Origin of the sequence: Streptomyces sp. NPDC059499 (assembly GCF_042749285.1) — a bacterium.
In the GTDB taxonomy this organism is placed as follows: Bacteria; Actinomycetota; Actinomycetes; order Streptomycetales; family Streptomycetaceae; genus Streptomyces.
The window spans coordinates 330,466-347,097 of record NZ_JBHYTT010000006.1; the positions used below are offsets into that span (position 1 = coordinate 330,466).

Annotated in this window: 19 protein-coding genes and 1 pseudogene; 14 read left to right on the forward strand and 6 right to left on the reverse strand. The window is 66.7% G+C overall.

Going from position 1 to position 16,632, the window contains the following annotated elements:
- Positions 1-88: 88 nt before the first annotated feature.
- Positions 89-223 (reverse strand): hypothetical protein, encoded by a 135-nt coding sequence (locus tag ACFW9O_RS17470; protein WP_351173255.1) that lies wholly within the window; start codon positions 221-223, stop codon positions 89-91.
- A gap of 562 nt (positions 224-785) precedes the next feature.
- On the opposite strand from ACFW9O_RS17470, the gene ACFW9O_RS17475 reads away from it, so the two are divergent.
- Positions 786-1,199 carry a VOC family protein gene (locus ACFW9O_RS17475; protein WP_384610241.1) on the forward strand — a complete coding sequence of 138 codons (414 nt, stop codon included), beginning with the start codon at positions 786-788 and terminating at the stop codon, positions 1,197-1,199.
- Between the two features lie 366 nt (positions 1,200-1,565).
- Positions 1,566-2,429 (forward strand): carbon-nitrogen hydrolase family protein, encoded by an 864-nt coding sequence (locus tag ACFW9O_RS17480; protein ID WP_384610242.1) that lies wholly within the window; start codon positions 1,566-1,568, stop codon positions 2,427-2,429.
- A gap of 188 nt (positions 2,430-2,617) precedes the next feature.
- On the opposite strand, the gene ACFW9O_RS17485 is transcribed toward ACFW9O_RS17480, so the two are convergent.
- Positions 2,618-2,971 (reverse strand): DoxX family protein, encoded by a 354-nt coding sequence (locus ACFW9O_RS17485; protein WP_384610244.1) that lies wholly within the window; start codon positions 2,969-2,971, stop codon positions 2,618-2,620.
- Between the two features lie 377 nt (positions 2,972-3,348).
- Between ACFW9O_RS17485 and ACFW9O_RS17490 the strand changes: the two genes are divergently transcribed.
- The 3 genes from ACFW9O_RS17490 to ACFW9O_RS17500 are packed head-to-tail and all read left to right on the forward strand — an operon-like array spanning position 3,349 to position 5,306.
- On the forward strand, positions 3,349-4,215 hold the full coding sequence (locus tag ACFW9O_RS17490) for a sigma-70 family RNA polymerase sigma factor (RefSeq protein WP_384610246.1): 867 nt from the start codon (positions 3,349-3,351) through the stop codon (positions 4,213-4,215).
- Positions 4,216-4,239: 24 nt separating this feature from the next.
- On the forward strand, positions 4,240-4,983 hold the full coding sequence (locus tag ACFW9O_RS17495) for a hypothetical protein (protein ID WP_384610247.1): 744 nt from the start codon (positions 4,240-4,242) through the stop codon (positions 4,981-4,983).
- A gap of 56 nt (positions 4,984-5,039) precedes the next feature.
- Positions 5,040-5,306: a DUF6959 family protein gene (locus tag ACFW9O_RS17500; RefSeq protein WP_384610248.1), complete on the forward strand. Its 267-nt coding sequence runs from the start codon at positions 5,040-5,042 to the stop codon at positions 5,304-5,306.
- Between the two features lie 124 nt (positions 5,307-5,430).
- Here the strand turns inward: ACFW9O_RS17500 and ACFW9O_RS17505 are convergent, their stop codons facing one another.
- Positions 5,431-5,871 (reverse strand): DUF6221 family protein, encoded by a 441-nt coding sequence (locus ACFW9O_RS17505; protein ID WP_384610249.1) that lies wholly within the window; start codon positions 5,869-5,871, stop codon positions 5,431-5,433.
- Between the two features lie 95 nt (positions 5,872-5,966).
- On the opposite strand from ACFW9O_RS17505, the gene ACFW9O_RS17510 reads away from it, so the two are divergent.
- Positions 5,967-6,257 (forward strand): hypothetical protein, encoded by a 291-nt coding sequence (locus tag ACFW9O_RS17510; RefSeq protein ID WP_384610250.1) that lies wholly within the window; start codon positions 5,967-5,969, stop codon positions 6,255-6,257.
- A 441-nt stretch (positions 6,258-6,698) separates the two neighbouring features.
- Positions 6,699-6,995: a GYD domain-containing protein gene (locus ACFW9O_RS17515; protein ID WP_384610251.1), complete on the forward strand. Its 297-nt coding sequence runs from the start codon at positions 6,699-6,701 to the stop codon at positions 6,993-6,995.
- Positions 6,996-7,136: 141 nt separating this feature from the next.
- On the opposite strand, the gene ACFW9O_RS17520 is transcribed toward ACFW9O_RS17515, so the two are convergent.
- Positions 7,137-7,499 carry a DUF6959 family protein gene (locus ACFW9O_RS17520; RefSeq protein ID WP_384610252.1) on the reverse strand — a complete coding sequence of 121 codons (363 nt, stop codon included), beginning with the start codon at positions 7,497-7,499 and terminating at the stop codon, positions 7,137-7,139.
- A 224-nt stretch (positions 7,500-7,723) separates the two neighbouring features.
- Here ACFW9O_RS17520 and ACFW9O_RS17525 point away from each other — a divergent pair, with 224 nt between their 5' ends.
- From ACFW9O_RS17525 to ACFW9O_RS17545, 5 genes and pseudogenes are all read left to right on the forward strand, one after another.
- Positions 7,724-8,122, forward strand: a complete 399-nt coding sequence (locus tag ACFW9O_RS17525; RefSeq protein WP_384610253.1) for a hypothetical protein — start codon at positions 7,724-7,726, stop codon at positions 8,120-8,122.
- Positions 8,123-8,224: 102 nt separating this feature from the next.
- Positions 8,225-8,655: pseudogene (locus ACFW9O_RS17530) on the forward strand (contact-dependent growth inhibition system immunity protein); the annotation flags it as partial.
- 141 nt (positions 8,656-8,796) lie between these two features.
- Positions 8,797-9,624 (forward strand): FAD binding domain-containing protein, encoded by an 828-nt coding sequence (locus ACFW9O_RS17535; RefSeq protein ID WP_384610254.1) that lies wholly within the window; start codon positions 8,797-8,799, stop codon positions 9,622-9,624.
- A complete protein-coding gene (locus ACFW9O_RS17540; protein ID WP_384610255.1) occupies positions 9,621-12,347 on the forward strand; it encodes a molybdopterin-dependent oxidoreductase in 2,727 nt (908 codons plus the stop codon). The genes ACFW9O_RS17535 and ACFW9O_RS17540 overlap by 4 nt, the downstream gene beginning before the upstream one ends.
- Entirely contained in the window at positions 12,344-13,315 is a 972-nt protein-coding gene (locus ACFW9O_RS17545; protein ID WP_384610256.1) for an antibiotic biosynthesis monooxygenase, read from the forward strand. Before ACFW9O_RS17540 ends, ACFW9O_RS17545 begins: the two co-directional genes overlap by 4 nt.
- Positions 13,316-13,773: 458 nt before the next feature.
- Here ACFW9O_RS17545 and ACFW9O_RS17550 read toward each other — a convergent pair whose 3' ends face one another.
- Complete coding sequence (locus ACFW9O_RS17550) at positions 13,774-15,030, reverse strand: tyrosine-type recombinase/integrase (RefSeq protein ID WP_384610257.1); 1,257 nt, start codon at positions 15,028-15,030, stop codon at positions 13,774-13,776.
- A 403-nt stretch (positions 15,031-15,433) separates the two neighbouring features.
- Positions 15,434-15,814 carry a helix-turn-helix domain-containing protein gene (locus ACFW9O_RS17555; protein ID WP_384610258.1) on the reverse strand — a complete coding sequence of 127 codons (381 nt, stop codon included), beginning with the start codon at positions 15,812-15,814 and terminating at the stop codon, positions 15,434-15,436.
- Positions 15,815-16,082: 268 nt separating this feature from the next.
- On the opposite strand from ACFW9O_RS17555, the gene ACFW9O_RS17560 reads away from it, so the two are divergent.
- Positions 16,083-16,385, forward strand: coding sequence for an XRE family transcriptional regulator (locus tag ACFW9O_RS17560; protein WP_384610259.1), 303 nt, complete (start codon positions 16,083-16,085; stop codon positions 16,383-16,385).
- Complete coding sequence (locus ACFW9O_RS17565; RefSeq protein WP_384610261.1) at positions 16,369-16,596, forward strand: hypothetical protein; 228 nt, start codon at positions 16,369-16,371, stop codon at positions 16,594-16,596. Before ACFW9O_RS17560 ends, ACFW9O_RS17565 begins: the two co-directional genes overlap by 17 nt.
- Positions 16,597-16,632 lie beyond the last annotated feature (36 nt).

The window sequence follows — 16,632 nt, forward strand, 5'->3', positions numbered from 1 at the left end:
GGCAACTGAAGCTTCTGGGGTCGACAGACCGCCCGTGGCCCATCGATGGTGAGCCGAGTAACGCCTGCCGTGAGGCGGGTGACCGCAGCTACTGGCCCAGCCACCACGGCACTTCCAGGTTGTCGGTGGGGATGGCTTTGGCCCTCGCCAGAATCTTCTCGTCGAGGGCGCGTACGAGGACGCGCAGCTCACGCGCGCTCTTCTTGGGCAGTGCGTGAAGCACGGCTTCGAGGTCCCCGCGGAAGCCGGCGCCGTAGCACCTGCACTCAGGAAGGCCGCAGTCGGAACCCATGCGTTGGTCTACGAGTTGCCTGAGAGGGCCGTGGGCAAAGACCTTCCAGTGCCAGAACGCTTCTTCTGCGGCTTCGGGCCAGAAACGGGTCCGCTCCAGCCGACGCAAATCGGCTGTACAAGATCCCGAAAGCTGATCGATCAATGGGTACCTCCGCCGCCTCACGAAGCGGGTGGGAAGGTCGCCCCGCAGGGCTGTCGGGCGCCTACGCGGCATTGCCCCTTCGGTCGTCAGTCATGAGGGCAAGGTACAGAGGCGGGCGTCGGGTGGCTACCGCGTATTCCGGAATAATCGTCAATACTTGTGGACAGGCCGACCGTCTACGCCGCCGCGTCCACGGTGTTGTCAGTGGCACGGTGCTTTCCTCCGGTGCCGGCGACCCCGTGACAGGGACTGTCAATGGGGCGGCAAACCGATGAGTTCTGGCTCGTCGGCAAGTCAGCAGTCCACCGAAGCGCCACATTCGAGCCACGCCCAGAGGAAGGCCCCGCCAATGCCGCTCTCCCGCATCATCGTCAGTCTGCCAACCGCGGATCGCCGAACGGCGTTTGAGTTCTACAGTGAAGGGCTCGGCTTCGATGCCATCGGCGAGGTAGCGGACGACGGAGTGCCTGAGCCGCTGCAATTCGCTCTTAACGACGGCGTCCGCCTCATGCTGATCCCCACCGGCGGTTTCGGCTGGGTCATCGGCGACCGCGAGGTGGCCGGGCGTGGCCAGAGCGAGTGCATGTTCAGTCTGCCCGCAGAGACCGAGGCCGGTGTTGACGAGTTGATCGAACGTGCGCGCCAGGCAGGCGGCGAGATCGTCACGCCACCCGGCAAGCAGCCGTGGGGCTACGCGGGTGCGTTTGCCGACCCCGATGGTCATGTCTGGATGGTGACGTCGGAGTCGTTTCCCCCATCGTGAGCGGATCCGTGCCTGAAGCTGCATGAGGTCAAGACTGGTCATGCCACGGCGGTCTCGGGGCGTTCGATGAGGTGGCCGCGTTCGAAGCAGGCACCGGCACGGACGAGGGCGATGAGGTGGGGTGCGTTCACGGCTCGCCACCGCTGCTGCGGTGAAGCCGTGGAGCCGACCGCCCCAGCCGATGAGGGTGTCTCCACTTCACGCCGGCATCTCGCGCCCGCTCCGTGCGCGGGCACTGTTTCATAGACCTGTGCCGCTCACTGTCGGGCATCTGCGGTTGCTGTACGTCGCTGTGTACCGCCCGGTCCGCAGCTGACCGGACGCCCCCTGAGCAGATCGCCTTATAGGTGTGGATAGGGTCGATCCGTGACGACTGAACAGCCGCCTCCGCCCTCCCAGCCCCTCCGTGTAGCCGCAGCTCAGGCGTGTCCTGAGCCTGGCGATCTCACTGCCAATGTCGCCACCGCCGCCGCGATGGTGTACGAGGCCAGGGACGCGGGCGCTCGCGTGGTCGTCTTTCCGGAGAAGTTCCTCACCGGCTACGAACCGGACCTGATCCGTGCCGACCCGAAACGCTGCGCGGTGCAGGCCGCAGGGGACGACCGGCTGGACCCTCTCCTGGAAGCCTGTCGGGAGACCGGTACCGTCGCCGTCGTCGGCACGGCCGTGCACGACGCCGGTCAGCTGTACGTCTCGGCTCTCGTCCTCGGCACGGACGGTACCTGGCTCAGCCGCTACGACAAGCAGCTGCTGTTCAGCACCGAACAGGAGATTTACTGCCCCGGGGCGCAGGGGCTTTCGCTGGACATCGACGGCTGGCGACTCGGCCTGGGCATCTGCTACGACTCCGGCTTTCCCGAGCATGCTCGCGCCGCGGCACTGGACGGCTGTCACGCCTATCTGGTGGGCGCATTGTTCAGCGTCGGCAACGGCTACCACGAGTCTCGGATGTGGTTCCCGTCCCGTGCTTTCGACAACACCATGTACACGGTGCTGGCCAACCACGTCGGCTCTACGGGGGGCTGGTCCACATGCGGCGGGAGCGCCGTGTGGGATCCGACGGGCCGCCTGGTCGTCGAGGCCGGGCCCGACGAGAGGGAACTGGTCGTCGCCGATCTCGACCCGGACCGTCTGCGCCGTGCTCGTGCCGACCACACCATGCTCAACGACGTCCATGGCCTGACCGCCGGACCCCGGCAACGACTCGCCCTGGACGGGCGACCCGCGTAGCTGGTTCGGCGGGCCGCCCGCTCAAGGAGCGAGGCGGCTGCGGCTTCGCCCGTCTCACCACTGCCTCAGTAGCCGAAGAGGTGAAGGCGGGGGCCTACCCTGCGGCCGTGTCGCCGCACGGTGTCGGCGCTGGTCACGCTCGGCTGATGGTGCGACGTCGAGAACCGGTAGAGCAGCGTTGGCATGGGTCATAGTTTGCCCACGAAGAAGCAGGCGCTGGCGACTGCGAGCAGCAGGTAGCCGCCAGGGAAGGCGATGTTGTAGCAGACGCGTGCGCGAACGTGAGCCAGGACCGCGCCGATGAAGAACGCGGTCAAGCCGATTCCTGCCGCCAGGCCCAGCCGGTGGACCCCGAGAAGCCCCATGAGAAGGCCGGCAGCGCCCGCGAGTTTGAGGGTCGCCAGGTACGGCACCGCAGCCGACGGGAGTCGAACCTCTGCGGAGTTCGCCAGCACGAACGGTGCCCGCGCGTAGTCCGCGATCGCAATGAACACGTTCGCGACGACGCACCCGACAGTGGCGATGATCAGTACGGAGGTCACGAGTCGCACGACCTCACGGCAGTAGACGGCTCTGGTGGAACCGGCGCACCCACGGCGCGGCTGATCAGGTCCCGAAGCCGAGCGCCTCGCGGCAGTCCCACCGACGGATTCCCTGCTGCCTCCTCCAATTCGAGGGCCAGGATGAAGTCCGGCCCCGACTCACTGGGGTACGCCGTGTGGACCACACCCTGGGGTGATGCCGCGTGGAGGGCGGCGAACGCCCTCGCACGTTGCGAACGGACCACGGCAGCTGCGCCGCTGTCGGTGCGGAACCGCACCATCTGTAGGCTCATGACGTTGTCATCTCCTCGGGATGCGAACAGGAATGGGTTTGAACCGACCGTCCTGACGTCCGCAAGCCCGGAAAGGTGACACCCATGCCGATCACGGTCGAAGAATTCGAGACCGCACGACCGCATCTGCTGTCGGCTGCCCACCGCATGCTCGGCTCGGCCCATGACGCCCAAGACGCCGTCCAAACGGCATGGTTGCGGGTTATGACTGCCCGATCCTCGCCATCGATCGAGAACCCGTCAGCCTGGCTCATGACCGTCACAGCCAGAGTCTGCTTGGACGAGCTGCGTGCCCGACGCCGTCGCAACGAAGCGCCGCTGCTCGCGAACGCCGTCCCGGCCGCAGAACTGGCCGCGGACGAAGCAATCCTGCGTACGGAGGATGTCTCCCGGGCGCTCATGGTCCTGTTGAACCAGTTGACCCCGCCCCAACGGGTCGCGTACGTCCTGCATGACCTGTTCTCCATGCCGTTCGACCGGATTGCACAGGTGCTGGGCGGGACAGTGCCCAGTGCCAAGAAACACGCCAGCAGGGCACGACAACGCCTCGACAGCCCCCAGCATGCCCCGAAGCAGAACAGCCGACCGGACCAGCAGATCGTCGAAGCCTTCCTGGCAGCAGCCCGAACCGGGGATACGCGCAGAATGATCCAGCTGCTCGCGCCCGACAGCGTCCGCGACGCCGACGCTGCGCTCCTGCCTCACGGGGCCCGCACCACCGTCATCGGTGCTGTCGACATCGCCACCGAGACCGAGCACTTCCGTGATCGTATTCAGGCGACTTGCAGACTCACCGTCAACAACAAGTCGGTGTACCTCATCGCCCCGGGAGGACATCCCCTCGCCACGATCGAGATCAGCACCGCCCATCAGATGGTCACTGGAATCGCGCTGCGATTGGCCCAGGCCGACGACCACTTCGCGGCCGCCCTACCGTCAACAACCTTCTGACCCGGAACAACTAGGCTGCCGCGCATGAGTTCCTCTTCGCCTCCTGGCCCCGCACCACTCAGGCAGGAGCCTGTCGACGAGCCGAGCGTCAAGGACGAGAGCGACGATGCGCTGATCGAGAAGCTTCGTGCTCGGGCGTACGATCCGGGACGGCGCTTCGACACGGCTTACGTTCCGGCTCTTTGGATCTCCGAGCGCTATGGCAGCGCGCGATTGGAGCAGCGCCAGGACGTCATCAGGTCGTACGGCAACGACGGGACGGTACAGCTCGAGTCCGACGTCGAGGAGGTGGCCGCTTACTACGCTGACGCTCCCCGCGGCCCACTGTTTCCGCCGCTCTCCGTGGCGGACGCTGACAATGCGGAACACAGAATCGGACACCGCCTTCCCGAGCTTCTACGGCGCGTCTACACCGAGATCGCCAACGGAGGCTTCGGTCCCGACAGCGGTCTTGCCTCGCTCACCGACGGCAACCGGGCCCCGACGCACCTGAGTGACTGGCCGAGCGCGGTCAGCATCCATGAACGCAACCGTACGAGTGGAGTGCCGGCGTCGTGGCTGCACCTTGCATACGGCGGATGCACGATGGAATGGCATCTCTCACTCACCGGGGTCGGTAACCCGGTACTGCTCTACGACGCCGACGGCTGGGCACCCAACTGGGACCAAGACGCGCACGACGGCCTGAGACACGCATCGGCCTCACTCCGTAATTGGCTATGGACCTGGGCACATGGCGGAGACGTCTGGGAAGCGCTCAACCGGTGAAGCCTGCCCGAACAACGCATTTGGCTCAGACGGTGATGTCGGATTGGATGGCCCTCATGGAACGTGTTGAGGCTGAGCTGTTCACGGACGGCGGGAACAATGCGGTGGTACGCCTGCCCGACCGACGGTTCCCGGGTGTGCTGATCCAGGGGGACTCTCTCTCCATCCTCCGCAGCGACATCGCAGAAGTGGTGGCGGCTTGCGAACAAGGTGACGCGGCTGCGGCCTGCGAAACCGCCGGCCTTCTCCTGACCGACCTCGACGCGCTGCTGACGCGCTACTCCGCCGCGTTGGACGCACACGAGATCCCTCGGCCGTACTGAGGACGCGAAGACCTGACCTTGGGAATCACGAGTGGGTTCCCTCTGTAAAGCCTGTCGAACTGGGGAAACAACCGGGATCAGAAGGTGCGTACCGCCCGACCGTGGTTGACCGCCGATCCCTGGTCTACCTGGTGGGCATCTGGTGCGGCCGCCACTGTTCAGGGTGGTCCGGATGATCGGCGTACGGCAGGGCCAGGTCCAGGAGGTCGGGGCAGGGCCAGTCCTCGCCGTCGTACTGACAGTCGTCTCGGTTGTCCCAGGGCAACTCCGGGTCGCCGGTTGCGGGGCTGAGCACGTGCCGCGCCAAGACGCGGCGTTTGGCTTCTACGTCACGGAGAACGTGGGCGGGATCGTGGAATGCCACATGCTGGGCGATCGTCGGGTGAATTCCGGAGAGATCCATCTGGCAGAAATCGACAGAGTCTCCGTGGGCGGTCCACTGTCCGCAGTCATCGCCGGCGCATCGGCCGGCCAGTTCGGCCACCTCGTCCAGCCGCGCTCGCAGGAACTCCACCAGGTCCTCTCTCATGAGCGCATCATCGATGATGGGATGCCCGCCTGACATCCACTTCAGGAGCGAGGTGGGGCTACTGCACCGCAGTGTCCTGCCGGTAGCACCGGGACACAGGAAGGCAGACCGTTCGAAGTGGTGGGAGAACTGTGGATCTGACAGAGGCCCTGGACAAGGCTGTGGCCACCCTGAAAGCTCCGCTGGAGCGAACTGACCGTGCGCAGGGCTGGACTGACGACCTGCGGCGCGAGATCCAGGAAGAGATCTCGATCAACCGCTCGACGCTGCGGCGACATGGGCACTGGATGGTCACGTACCTGCGCCCCCGTCTCGATGAGTGGATGGCACACGAGGGCGTGCAGCCGGGGCGCCTCCGCGATGTGGTCATGAACGTGCAGGTCCTCATCACCGAACCGCACGATGCAGCCGACCTGCGATGACGACCTTGAGAACCGTCGTCGCAGCAACGTGGCGTGGGTTCACATCCCACTCCCACGCGGATGAACGGCCTCCGCCCAGGTAGATAGGTCTGGGGCCGCTCTCTCCGTAGCCGGCCTGATCGGTCAGCAACGGTCACACCGGCCGCTGCGCAGAGGTTGCGGTACGGCGCTGCGGTACGCCTACGTCGACTCGGCGGTCTTGCCGCTCCGGCGAGGCATCCCGCGGTAGATAACCCAGAGGCTGACGAGAACAAGCACCGCTCCGCCGATCGGCCAACCCACGGAGCCTCCGTCGCGGTAGTCCCTGATGCCGTTCGCGAGAAGGAGGGCGGACGACTGCCACGCGCAAAGCTACTCGTTCGGGTGCACATCTCGTGCAGGTTTTGGCTTATATGTTCAATATTGCCCTCACGATATGTCTCCTCGTGAAGGTGTAAGAACATGCCGACGTACGTCACCTTGCTGAACTGGACCGAACAAGGGGTCCGAAACTACAAGGACACCGCAAAGCGCTCCGAGGCCTTCGGGTCAGCTGTACAGAAGCTCGGGGCAAAGCTCCTGAGCATCTACTGGACCGTCGGTCCGTACGACCTCGTGGCCATCGTCGAGGCACCCGACGACGAAACCGCCACGGCAGCACTCCTGCAACTCGGCGGGGTGGGCAACGTCCGTTCCACGACTCTGCGGGCCTTCGGCCCAGAGGAGATGGGGCGCATCATCGCCAAGGCAGCCGGCTGACGACCCACGCCGTCCAGGACACGCAGCGCGAGGCCGTGAGTCACCCGGACCACGGTGAAGTGGCAGCGTCCCGACCGTAGGTGACCACGCCCGTTGATGTCAGAAGTGGATGCCCTCATGGAGCACGTCGAGCTCAGCTGTTCACAGGGCCTTCGCCTCCTGGGGACGAGTGCGGCGCGCGGACAACCGGGACGCTACGTCCGCACCGTCCTGGTCCGCAGTTTCCCGTGCCCCGGCGAGTTCGCCCTGGTCGCAGGCCTCAATGACTTCGGCAACTTCGCCGCGGATGATGGAGAGAGAGTCGCCCTCAATCAGGACGCCGGGGAACCGGCGGGGTGGCAGGCGCACCACAGCGTTGTTCCCACCGTCAGTCAGCGGGAGCGGCTCGACAGTGGGCGACGACGACAAGCCCTCGGAGGCCAGCGATACCAAGGGAGTCGCGATACGTCTCCTGTATAAACCGGACTTGAACTCGCCCTGCATCGTCTTCAGTTCGATGCCCAAGTGAGAGGTCCCGGATGCACAGCGAATCCCTCCACGATCCGACGTGTGGACCGTCGGCGTCTCTGGACGCCAGCACGTGGTCGGCGGCGGTCGAGATATACCGCCATCGGTACTCATTCATCGCTGTGGGTCCGCGGACTGGGGAGGACTGGCTGCCTGACGTAGCCGCGATCATGCGCAGGGAGGTTGCGGACCCCCGGGGGTGGCCAGGCGACGACCCGGAAGTGGGGGAACCGGAGTTGCTGGAGGACCCGGCCTTCCCGTTTCGCGTTCCGCCGGTGGACGAGGAGGGCGCTGCGAAGTGGCGAAGCGGACTGTTCGAGATTCCACGCCGTTCGGTGGTGCGCCTCCTTGTCATGCTGGCCACCAATGAGATGAACGTGACGCGGCAACATGGTTTTGCCGAGCGCAGAGCCGGCATGGAACTCCACGCGGAGGCGATCCTTTCGCGCTTCCCCGGCGGATCGGCATTCTTCACCAACACCCGCCATGGCGGCGAGGATCCGGACTTCTATGAGCGGGTTTCCGGCTGCTGGCCGATGTCTCAGTACGTCTGGGACTTCGGGCTCCTCGCGGTGTCTGATGAAGAAATCGGCCTCATCTGGTCGTTCGACGCAAGCTGAAGTGGACAGACATGACCGTACGGACCCGCTCGGCCACCTATCCAGACCGAGAAACCGCCCACTGGGCCACCCAGCAGGAGGTGACCGCCAACGAGCAGAGGATTGGACCAGGTGATCAGCGCGCACATCGGTGTGCCGACCGACGACGATCCGGATGAGCCGAGCGAAGCCCTCCAGGCTTACCTCCGCCACACCTGGCACACCCGCCCCCGGGCCTAGGCCGCCGCCGAACAGCAGATCCGCGAGTACGCCCGCAACCCACCGGGCCGGCTGCGCCTGAACCTCGGTGAGTTCTACCCTGCCCCGGACGTCGGCCTGACCGAATCGGCAATCCAGGACTGGCTGTTCGTAATCGCGGACCAAAGCGGTCCATCGAGGAGGGCGAGGTCCCACCCACGTCCACCCCTTGTACCCACTGGGAGTGGCATGCCCGCTTCCCCGAGCTCGGCCAGTTCCTCGGCGGCTGGTTCTCGCAGGACATGCCGGACGCGTTCCCGGACTACGACGCGGCCGTACGCGACTACACCAACACAGGCCCCGGCAGCCGGTGCACGCCGGGCTGGCGCTGGCCGAGCGGGGCGGGCCCGTTCTCGGTACGCTGGTAAGGAATCTCCGCGCCGGGTCGGCCTCCCTCAAGCAGTTCACGATCGTCCTCGTGAGGGAGAACAATTCCCATGGATCTCAACACCATCACCGAAGTCGTGCGCCTCCCGGCCGACCGGCCGGGCGTGGACTGGCGCGAAGGAGACGCCTGGCTCGCGGGCGGCACGTGGCTGTTCTCCGTCGAACAGCCGAGCCTGCGCCGCCTGGTCGACCTGACCTCGCTGCACTGGGACCCTCTCGTCCCGAGCGACGCCGGCCTGGAGATCGGTGCTACGTGCACCATTCGCGACCTGTATGCCTTCGCGCCGTCGAACGGCTGGGTCGCGGCCGGCCTCATCCGGACGGCATGCGAGGCGTTCCTGTCCTCGTTCAAGGTCTGGAACGCGGCAACCGTCGGCGGAAACATCTGCATGTCCCTGCCCGCCGGCCCGATGGTCACGCTGACGGTCGCGCTGGAGGCCCGGTACGAGCTGTGGGCCCGCGACGGGTCCGTGCGCACCGTCGACGCGCTCGATTTCGTGACCGGGAACAACCGCAACGTACTCGCGCCCGGGGAGATCCTGCGCCGCATCGACATTCCGGCGCATGCCCTGCGTAAACGCGCCGCGCACCGCCGATTCGCGCTGACCCACCTCGGCCGCTCGACCGTGTTCCTCATCGGTACGCACACTCCCGGAACGAGCAATCTGCTGCTGACCGTCACCGCCGGCACCACACGGCCGATACGGTTCGCCTTCGACTCCATGCCCGATGCTCACACCCTGCGGCAGAGCATCGACGCCATCCCCGCAGACGTCTGGTTCGCCGACCCCAACGGGACCCGCGATCACCGTCGCCACCTGACACAGCACTTCGCCGAGGAAATCCGCGGCGAACTCATCGCCGGGGGCCCAGCATGACCTACCGGGTGAACGAACGGAGCTTCGACGAAGAACCGGCCCCCGGCCAGTGCCTGCGCACCTTCCTGCGCGCACTCGGTCACTTCGGAGTCAAGAAGGGGTGCGACGCGGGCGACTGCGGCGCGTGCACGGTGTGGCTGGACGGCACTCCGGTGCACAGCTGCATCACCCCCGCCTTCCGGGCGAACGGCCGTGAGGTGACCACGATCGAGGGTCTCGGCACGCCCGGCGACCTGCATCCGGTGCAGCGGCAATTCCGCGATGCCCCGGGGTTCCAATGCGGTTTCTGCACCGCCGGGATGATCATGACCTCGGCGTCGTTCACCGACGCCCAGAAGGCGGACCTGCCACGGGCGTTGAAGGGCAATCTGTGTCGTTGTACCGGCTACCGGTCGATCGAGGACGCCGTGAAGGGCAAGGCCGCCGTGCAGACGGCCGCGCCGGGCAGGGCCGTCGGAGCGAGCGTCGGCGCGCCGGCGGCCGAGGACGTGGTGACCGGTCGGGCCGAGTTCACGATGGACACCCGCATGGAGGGCATGCTGCACCTCAAAGTGCTGCACTCGCCCCACGCACACGGCCGGATCCTCTCGATCGACAAGACCGCCGCGCTCGCGGTCCCCGGCGTGCACCGCGTCTACACCTGGCAGGACGTGCCGCGCAAACGCTTCACCACGGCGATCCACACCGACCACCTGGTCGATCCTGACGACACCTACATCCTCGACGACACGGTCCGCTTCGTCGGCCAGCGCGTCGCCGTCGTCCTCGCCGACACGGTCGGGGCGGCGGAGGAGGGCTGCCGGAAGCTGGCCGTCGAGTACGAGGTCCTGCCGGCGGTCTTCCACCCCGAGGAGGCCATGGCCGAGGGGGCGCCCCAACTGCACGGCTCGGAGGACCCGTTCGTCCGCGATTCCGTCCACAACCTGCTCCTGGAGACCCACTCGCACATCGGCGATGTCGACGCGGGCTTCGCCGGGGCCGACGTGATCCACGAGGGCACGTACGTCTCACCGCGCGTGCAGCACGCGCACCTGGAGACCCACGGCTCGATCGCCTGGATGGAGGACGGCCGGCTGAACGTCCGTACGAGTTCGCAGTCCCCGTCGATCGCGAAGGTCAAACTGGCTTACCTGTTCGCGCTGCGCCCGGACCAGCTCCGCGTGTTCTGCAAGCGCGTCGGCGGCGGTTTCGGCGGCAAGCAGGAGGTCATCTCGGAGGACCTGGTCGCGCTCGCGACCCTGGACACCGGGCGGCCCGTCTCCCTCGAGTACACGCGCGAGGAGGAGTTCACCACCGCCTCGCCCCGGCACCCGATGAAGCTGACGGTCAAGCTCGGAGCGAAGGCCGACGGCACGCTCACGGCCATCCAGGTCCGCAACGTTTCCAACACGGGCGCCTACGGCAACCACGGCGGCGAGACGCTGTACGCGGGCGGCGCCGCCGTCATGATCTACCGCTGCCCCAACAAGAAGTACGACGCCTTCTCCGTCTACACGAACACCGTTCCCAGCGGCGCGCTGCGCGGTTACGGCATGACCCAGCCGGCCTTCGCCGTGGAGTGCGCGATGGACGAGCTGGCCCTCGCTCTGCACATGGATCCGCTCGCACTGCGCCGCCGCAACATCGTGCGCCCCGGCGATGCGCTCATCGCAATGCACGACGGCCCCGACGACGTGATGTTCAACGAGGACGGGCTCGCCAAATGCATCGACCTCGTGGACGGGGCCCTGGCCCGTACGGCCGATCAGCCCTCCCCCGGCCCCGGGTGGCTCGTCGGGGTCGGCGTCGCCAGCTCCCTGCACGAGACCGCGCCCCCGACCGACCACATCTCCGAGGCCTGGATCACGCTCGGCGACGACCTCGTGTACGAACTGGCCGTCGGCACCGTCGAGTTCGGGGAGGGAACATCGACCGCGCACGTGCAGATCGCGGCCAACCAGCTGGGTACGACCCCGTCGCGGATCCGTCTGGTGCAGTCCGACACCGACCGCACGGGATTCGACACCGGCGCCTTCGCGAGCGCGGGCCTCTTCGTGGCGGGCAACGCGGTGCTCAAGGCGGCCAACGCGGTGCGCGACCGCATCATGGAGTTCGCCGCCGCGCACAGCGGCGTCCACCTCGTGATGTGCTCCATGGACGACGAGCACGTCGTCTGCGGGGACGAGCGCGTCCCGCTGGCCACGCTCGTCGCCCTGGCCCGGGCACGGGGGATCCGGTTCACCGCCGCCCGCAAGGCCTACGGCTCACCCCGCAGCGTCACCTCCAACACCCAGGGCTTCCGCATCGCCGTCCACCGGATGACGGGCGAGATACGCATCCTGCACAGTGTCCACGCGGCCGACGCCGGTGTGCTCATCAACCCCGAGCAGGTCCGGGGGCAGGTGGACGGCGGCGTCGCCCAGGGCATCGGATTCGCGCTCACCGAGAACTTCCAGGTCGACGCGGACGGTGCCATGGTCAACCCGAACCTCCGCAACTACCGGATCCCCACCTACGCCGATGTCCCCCGCACCGAGCTGCTCCTGGTGGCCTCGTCGGACTCGGTCGGGCCCATGCGGGCGAAGGGGATGGCGGAATGCTGCATCAACCCGGTGGCCCCCGCGCTGGCGAACGCGCTCCGCGACGCCACAGGCGTCCGCTACCGCGAGCTGCCCCTGACCCCGGAACGGATCTACAGCCGGCTGGGTGAGAGCCAGTCGGCACGGACGGGGCCGGGCCGATGACCACCGAACGCAAGGCAGACGCAGCCGCGACGGTCATCCTCAGCCGGAAGGTCCGGCCCGGCATGGAGCGGGAGTACGAGCAGTGGCAGGAGGGCGTCAACGCCGCTGCCGCCGAATACGCCGGACACCTCGGCGCCGAGGTGTCCCCGCCGACCGACCTGCAACCCGAGTGGGTCATCGTCTACCGGTTCGACTCGGTGGCCCATCTGCAGGCGTGGATGAACGGCGCGACCCGGCAGAGACTCCTCGACGTCGGCGCGAAGTACTTCGACGGTCCCGCGACCCAGCAGGTGATCAGCGGCGGCAAGCAGCCGACGGACCCGCTCGTGACCGTCGTGGTGACCCACCGCGTCCACCCGGGCCAGGTCGACGACTTCCTCGAATGGCAGAGCCGCATGAGCCAGGAGGAGAGCAAGTTCAAGGGGTTCCGCGGCACGGAGATCTTCCGCCCGATCGAGGGGCTTCAGGACGAGTGGACCACCCTGTACCGCTACGACAACGCCGAACACCTCGACGCATGGTTGACGTCGGCGAAGCGGCAGGAGGTCCTCGCCGAAGGGAAGAAGTTCAACGACTTCAAACTGCGCACCATCGACAACTCGTTCGGCAGCTGGTTCGCCTTCGAGGAGAACGGCAAGGAAGCGCGGCCGCCCTCGGAGACCAAGACCGCCATCGCGGTCTGGGTCGGCCTGTACCCGACGGTCGTACTGCTGACGCTCGCCCTGTCACCACTGAAGTGGCCGCTCTGGCTCGGGCTGCTCGTCGGCAACCTGCTGTCGAGCTTCATCATGAGCTTCTTCACGATGCCCTACTACGTCAACCGGCTGCTCAAGCGGTGGCTGCGGCCCGCACCGGACGAACCGGCGACGAGGAGCAACCTCTTCGGCCTCGGCATCGTCGCCACGGTGACCGTGTTCTGGGTCGTCGTCTTCTACCTCGTGACGCAGCAGTTCTGGACTCTGCCCTGACCCGCCGCCTTCCCGTTCACGGAGCTGGGGCCTGTGTGACGTCGTGATCAGTCGGCGACCTTCAGGAGGTCCTCGGGGTAACTGTCCGGGGTTTTGTCGTACTGGGTAGCGATGCCGCGCCCGGCCTTGAGTTTGTGATTCGAGACGCCTCGCACCCGGACCGCATGCTGAAGCGGCAGGTCCCGACCGTGAGTGACCGCGCCCGTTAATGTCAGAAGTGGATGTCAAAGGCGCCCAACCATGATCGGTTGGGGGCCTTTGCACTGGTGGGCGCGGACGGTTTCGAACCGCCGACATCTGCTTTGTAAGATATCGCGTCGGTCGATCTTGTCCCAGTGAGTCTCAGTGAGGGGCCGTGAGCCGGGCCTAACGAGCCGATCGCGGTGGAGAGTGAGGGGCAGTGAGGATCCGTGAGGGGGTTTTGTGGCCCCAGAGTGGCCGCATGTGGCCCCACGCCCTCACACCACCCTGCGCAGCGTCCGCCCGGACACCAGCGCCGTGCGCACCTCATCGACCAACTCGGCCCCCGCGTGCTGGTACAGCCACGTGACCCGACCGCCTCGCTCGTGGCCCATGACGACCTGGACGTCCTTCTCCGGCACCCCCGCGTCCTTCAACCGGGTCGCGAACGTGTGCCGCAGGTCGTGGACCTTGGGCCACCACTCGGTGCGCCCGGTCTCCGGGTTTGTCACCTGACGGGCCAGGCCTGCCGCCTGAATCGCGGGCAGCCACGACCGCCGGAAGTTCGGCCGCGTCAGCGCCCCACCGCGCGGGCCACGGAACACCAGCTCCTCCTCGTGGAGGTCCGCACCCTCCCCGATCGGCGACTCCGTGGTCGCCGGGTCCCACATCTCCCACATCATCTCGACTGCCTCGACAGCGGCCGGCGTGAGCGGCACCGTACGGAAACCCGCTTTGCTCTTCGGCGCCCCCTTGCGGTGGACGCGGCCCCTGTCGTCGATGAGAACTTCCTTCACCTGCATCACGGCTTGCCGTAGGTCCACGTTCACGGCGCGCAGGCCGGTGAACTCCCCCCACCTCGTACCGGTCTCCTCGGCGAACACGATCAGCGGCTGGTAGTACTCCGGCAGGTGCTCACGGATGAGGGCGCACTGCTCGCGGGTCGGGGGGATCAGCTCGTCCGGGTGTCGGCTGGTCGCCGCGGTGACCTGAATGTCGACGGCAGGGTTGAGCTGAATCCGGCGGTCGCGGAGCGCGGCCAGCATCATGTGCCGGAACAGCTCCAGGACTTTGAGCTGTGTGGCCCGGCCGCGCACCTCGTTGGTGATCCAGTCCTGCACCTGAATCCATGTGATGCTCGACAGCTTGCGCTTGCCCCACTTCGGCTTCACGTGGACCGTCCAGGCGCTGAGTTTCCGGTTCCGCGTCGTCACTGACTTGATGTCGACGGTCGGCCACCAGACCTCGTACCACTGGTCCACCGTGATAGACCCGCGCTTCGGGTCCTGGTACGTCCCGGCGTCCAGCGCGGCCTTGACCTTGTTGAGGTGGGCCACCGCCTCTTTGTACGTGTCGAAGCGGGGCCCGCACTGCCGGCCGTCGGCGTCCCTGTACCGGGCCTGCCACCGGCCGAGACAGTCGCGGCGCGCCTTACGCTCGGCGTACTCGCCGGGCGGGTACGCCTCAATGCACTCCTTGCACCCGCATTCCTTGCTCCTGATCTGCCGGGGGTTGTTCGTCGCTCTACGCGCCACGACGCATCACCTCGCTGCTCCTCCGCTGTGTGGGTACGCGGGGCAGCAGATGGATGGGTGCCCCGCAGAAGCAGACTGCACCCTCGGAGGGCTGCTCTACAGCGAGTTCAGTGAGAACCGCCCGGACGACGGCGGCCGTGCTCGCGGAGGGCAGCGTCACAGGGAGTGTGATGACGCGGGCGCACGGATTCCAGGGGTCAGCCGACAGGGACGAAGAGGAGTATTCGACACGGACGCACATGGGACCCCCAAGGTACGCAGGCGATACAGGACCTGGGTCGATGAGGGGAGGGCATCGGCCGCACGCTCGACCGTACCCCCGGTTGGTGGAATATGCGACCACTGTTACACGTGTTGACGATCCGTCATACACAAGGAGTAACGAAGTCCATTTAGCGGAGACTCACGAGGGCAACGAACGGTTGCGCTCGACGAGGGCGCGGATCTGCACCTCGGTCATCTCCTGCTGGTCCTCGGTGAGCTCCTCGATGAGGGCGATGATCCGCACGCGCGCGTCTTCGGAGAGCGGGCCGGGTGTGGTGCGGCCGGCGGCGGCGAAGATTTCGGACTCGGTGAACTTGGGGAACTCGCGGGCAAGGGCGCGCAGCTTGTCCTTGTTGGGGCCGCGGGTGCCGCCTCGCTTGCGGTTAACCCAGCTGTTCACGGTGGCAGGGGCAACGCCGATCCGGCGCGCGATCGCTGAGTCATTGACACCGTAGGCGTCTTTGAGTCGGGCGATCAGCTGCGCGAGGTCCTCGGGCTGCTGCTGCTCATGGGTGCTCACGGCCCTAAGGGTGCCCTTTGATCTTCTACTTTTGCAAGTAAAAGTAGAGGCATGGCGGGATCTCGCTGCGGCGCGTGACCTCCCCGTCGCGCGCCGTAGCCTGTGGCATATGCACACAGTAGAACAGGCGTTCGCTTACCCGCCAGCACATTCACGAACTCACTGAAACTCACTGCCCCTCACTTGACCTCACGACACTGACACAGTAGAAATGTGTCAACGGCGGCGCAGCATCAGCCGCACAGACACCACCTGGCGTGAGGCACACATGACCAACCTGATCCGCAAGGGCGCGGGCAAGCCACTACGGGACGCAATGAAGCGAACCGGGCTCACCCAGGCCGAGCTCGCCGCCAAGACAAAGGCGGTCGACATCCGCGGACAGGGCGTCAGCCTCGGCACCGTCATCAAGGTGACCGGCCGAGGCGAGAGCGCGACCGACAGCTGCCGACTCCGCACCGCATGGCTCGTAACCACCGCACTCGGAGAGCCGCTCCAGGAGCACTTCGACATGCCCACAGTTTCAACCGACACAGTTGAAAGGTCTACCCCCCATGGCCACTCTCGCTGAACGCACCGAGACGCTCCGCACCGTCGGCCTGGCCCCCCTGCTCACCACCGTCCAGCTCCAGGCCCGTTACGGCGTCTCGAACTGGACGGTCAACGAGTGGGTGAAGGACGGATGCCCCGTCGAGCCGACTCGGTTCCGCGGCCGGCGCTTCGACCTGGACAAGGTCGCCGCGTGGATGGCGGCAGAGCCGCAGCTCGCCGCGACCGCCTGACCCCTGACGCACCACGGGGCCGCCCCGGACGGCAAT

Coding starts and splice junctions, on each gene's coding strand:
- ACFW9O_RS17545 (WP_384610256.1), top strand. CDS start 12,344: ATGACCACCGAACGCAAGGCAGACGCAGCCGCGACGGTCATCCTCAGC.
- ACFW9O_RS17495 (WP_384610247.1), top strand. CDS start 4,240: ATGAGTTCCTCTTCGCCTCCTGGCCCCGCACCACTCAGGCAGGAGCCT.
- ACFW9O_RS17535 (WP_384610254.1), top strand. CDS start 8,797: ATGGATCTCAACACCATCACCGAAGTCGTGCGCCTCCCGGCCGACCGG.
- ACFW9O_RS17500 (WP_384610248.1), top strand. CDS start 5,040: ATGGAACGTGTTGAGGCTGAGCTGTTCACGGACGGCGGGAACAATGCG.
- ACFW9O_RS17540 (WP_384610255.1), top strand. CDS start 9,621: ATGACCTACCGGGTGAACGAACGGAGCTTCGACGAAGAACCGGCCCCC.
- ACFW9O_RS17515 (WP_384610251.1), top strand. CDS start 6,699: ATGCCGACGTACGTCACCTTGCTGAACTGGACCGAACAAGGGGTCCGA.
- ACFW9O_RS17490 (WP_384610246.1), top strand. CDS start 3,349: ATGCCGATCACGGTCGAAGAATTCGAGACCGCACGACCGCATCTGCTG.
- ACFW9O_RS17560 (WP_384610259.1), top strand. CDS start 16,083: ATGACCAACCTGATCCGCAAGGGCGCGGGCAAGCCACTACGGGACGCA.
- ACFW9O_RS17505 (WP_384610249.1), bottom strand. CDS start 5,871: ATGTCAGGCGGGCATCCCATCATCGATGATGCGCTCATGAGAGAGGAC.
- ACFW9O_RS17475 (WP_384610241.1), top strand. CDS start 786: ATGCCGCTCTCCCGCATCATCGTCAGTCTGCCAACCGCGGATCGCCGA.
- ACFW9O_RS17565 (WP_384610261.1), top strand. CDS start 16,369: ATGGCCACTCTCGCTGAACGCACCGAGACGCTCCGCACCGTCGGCCTG.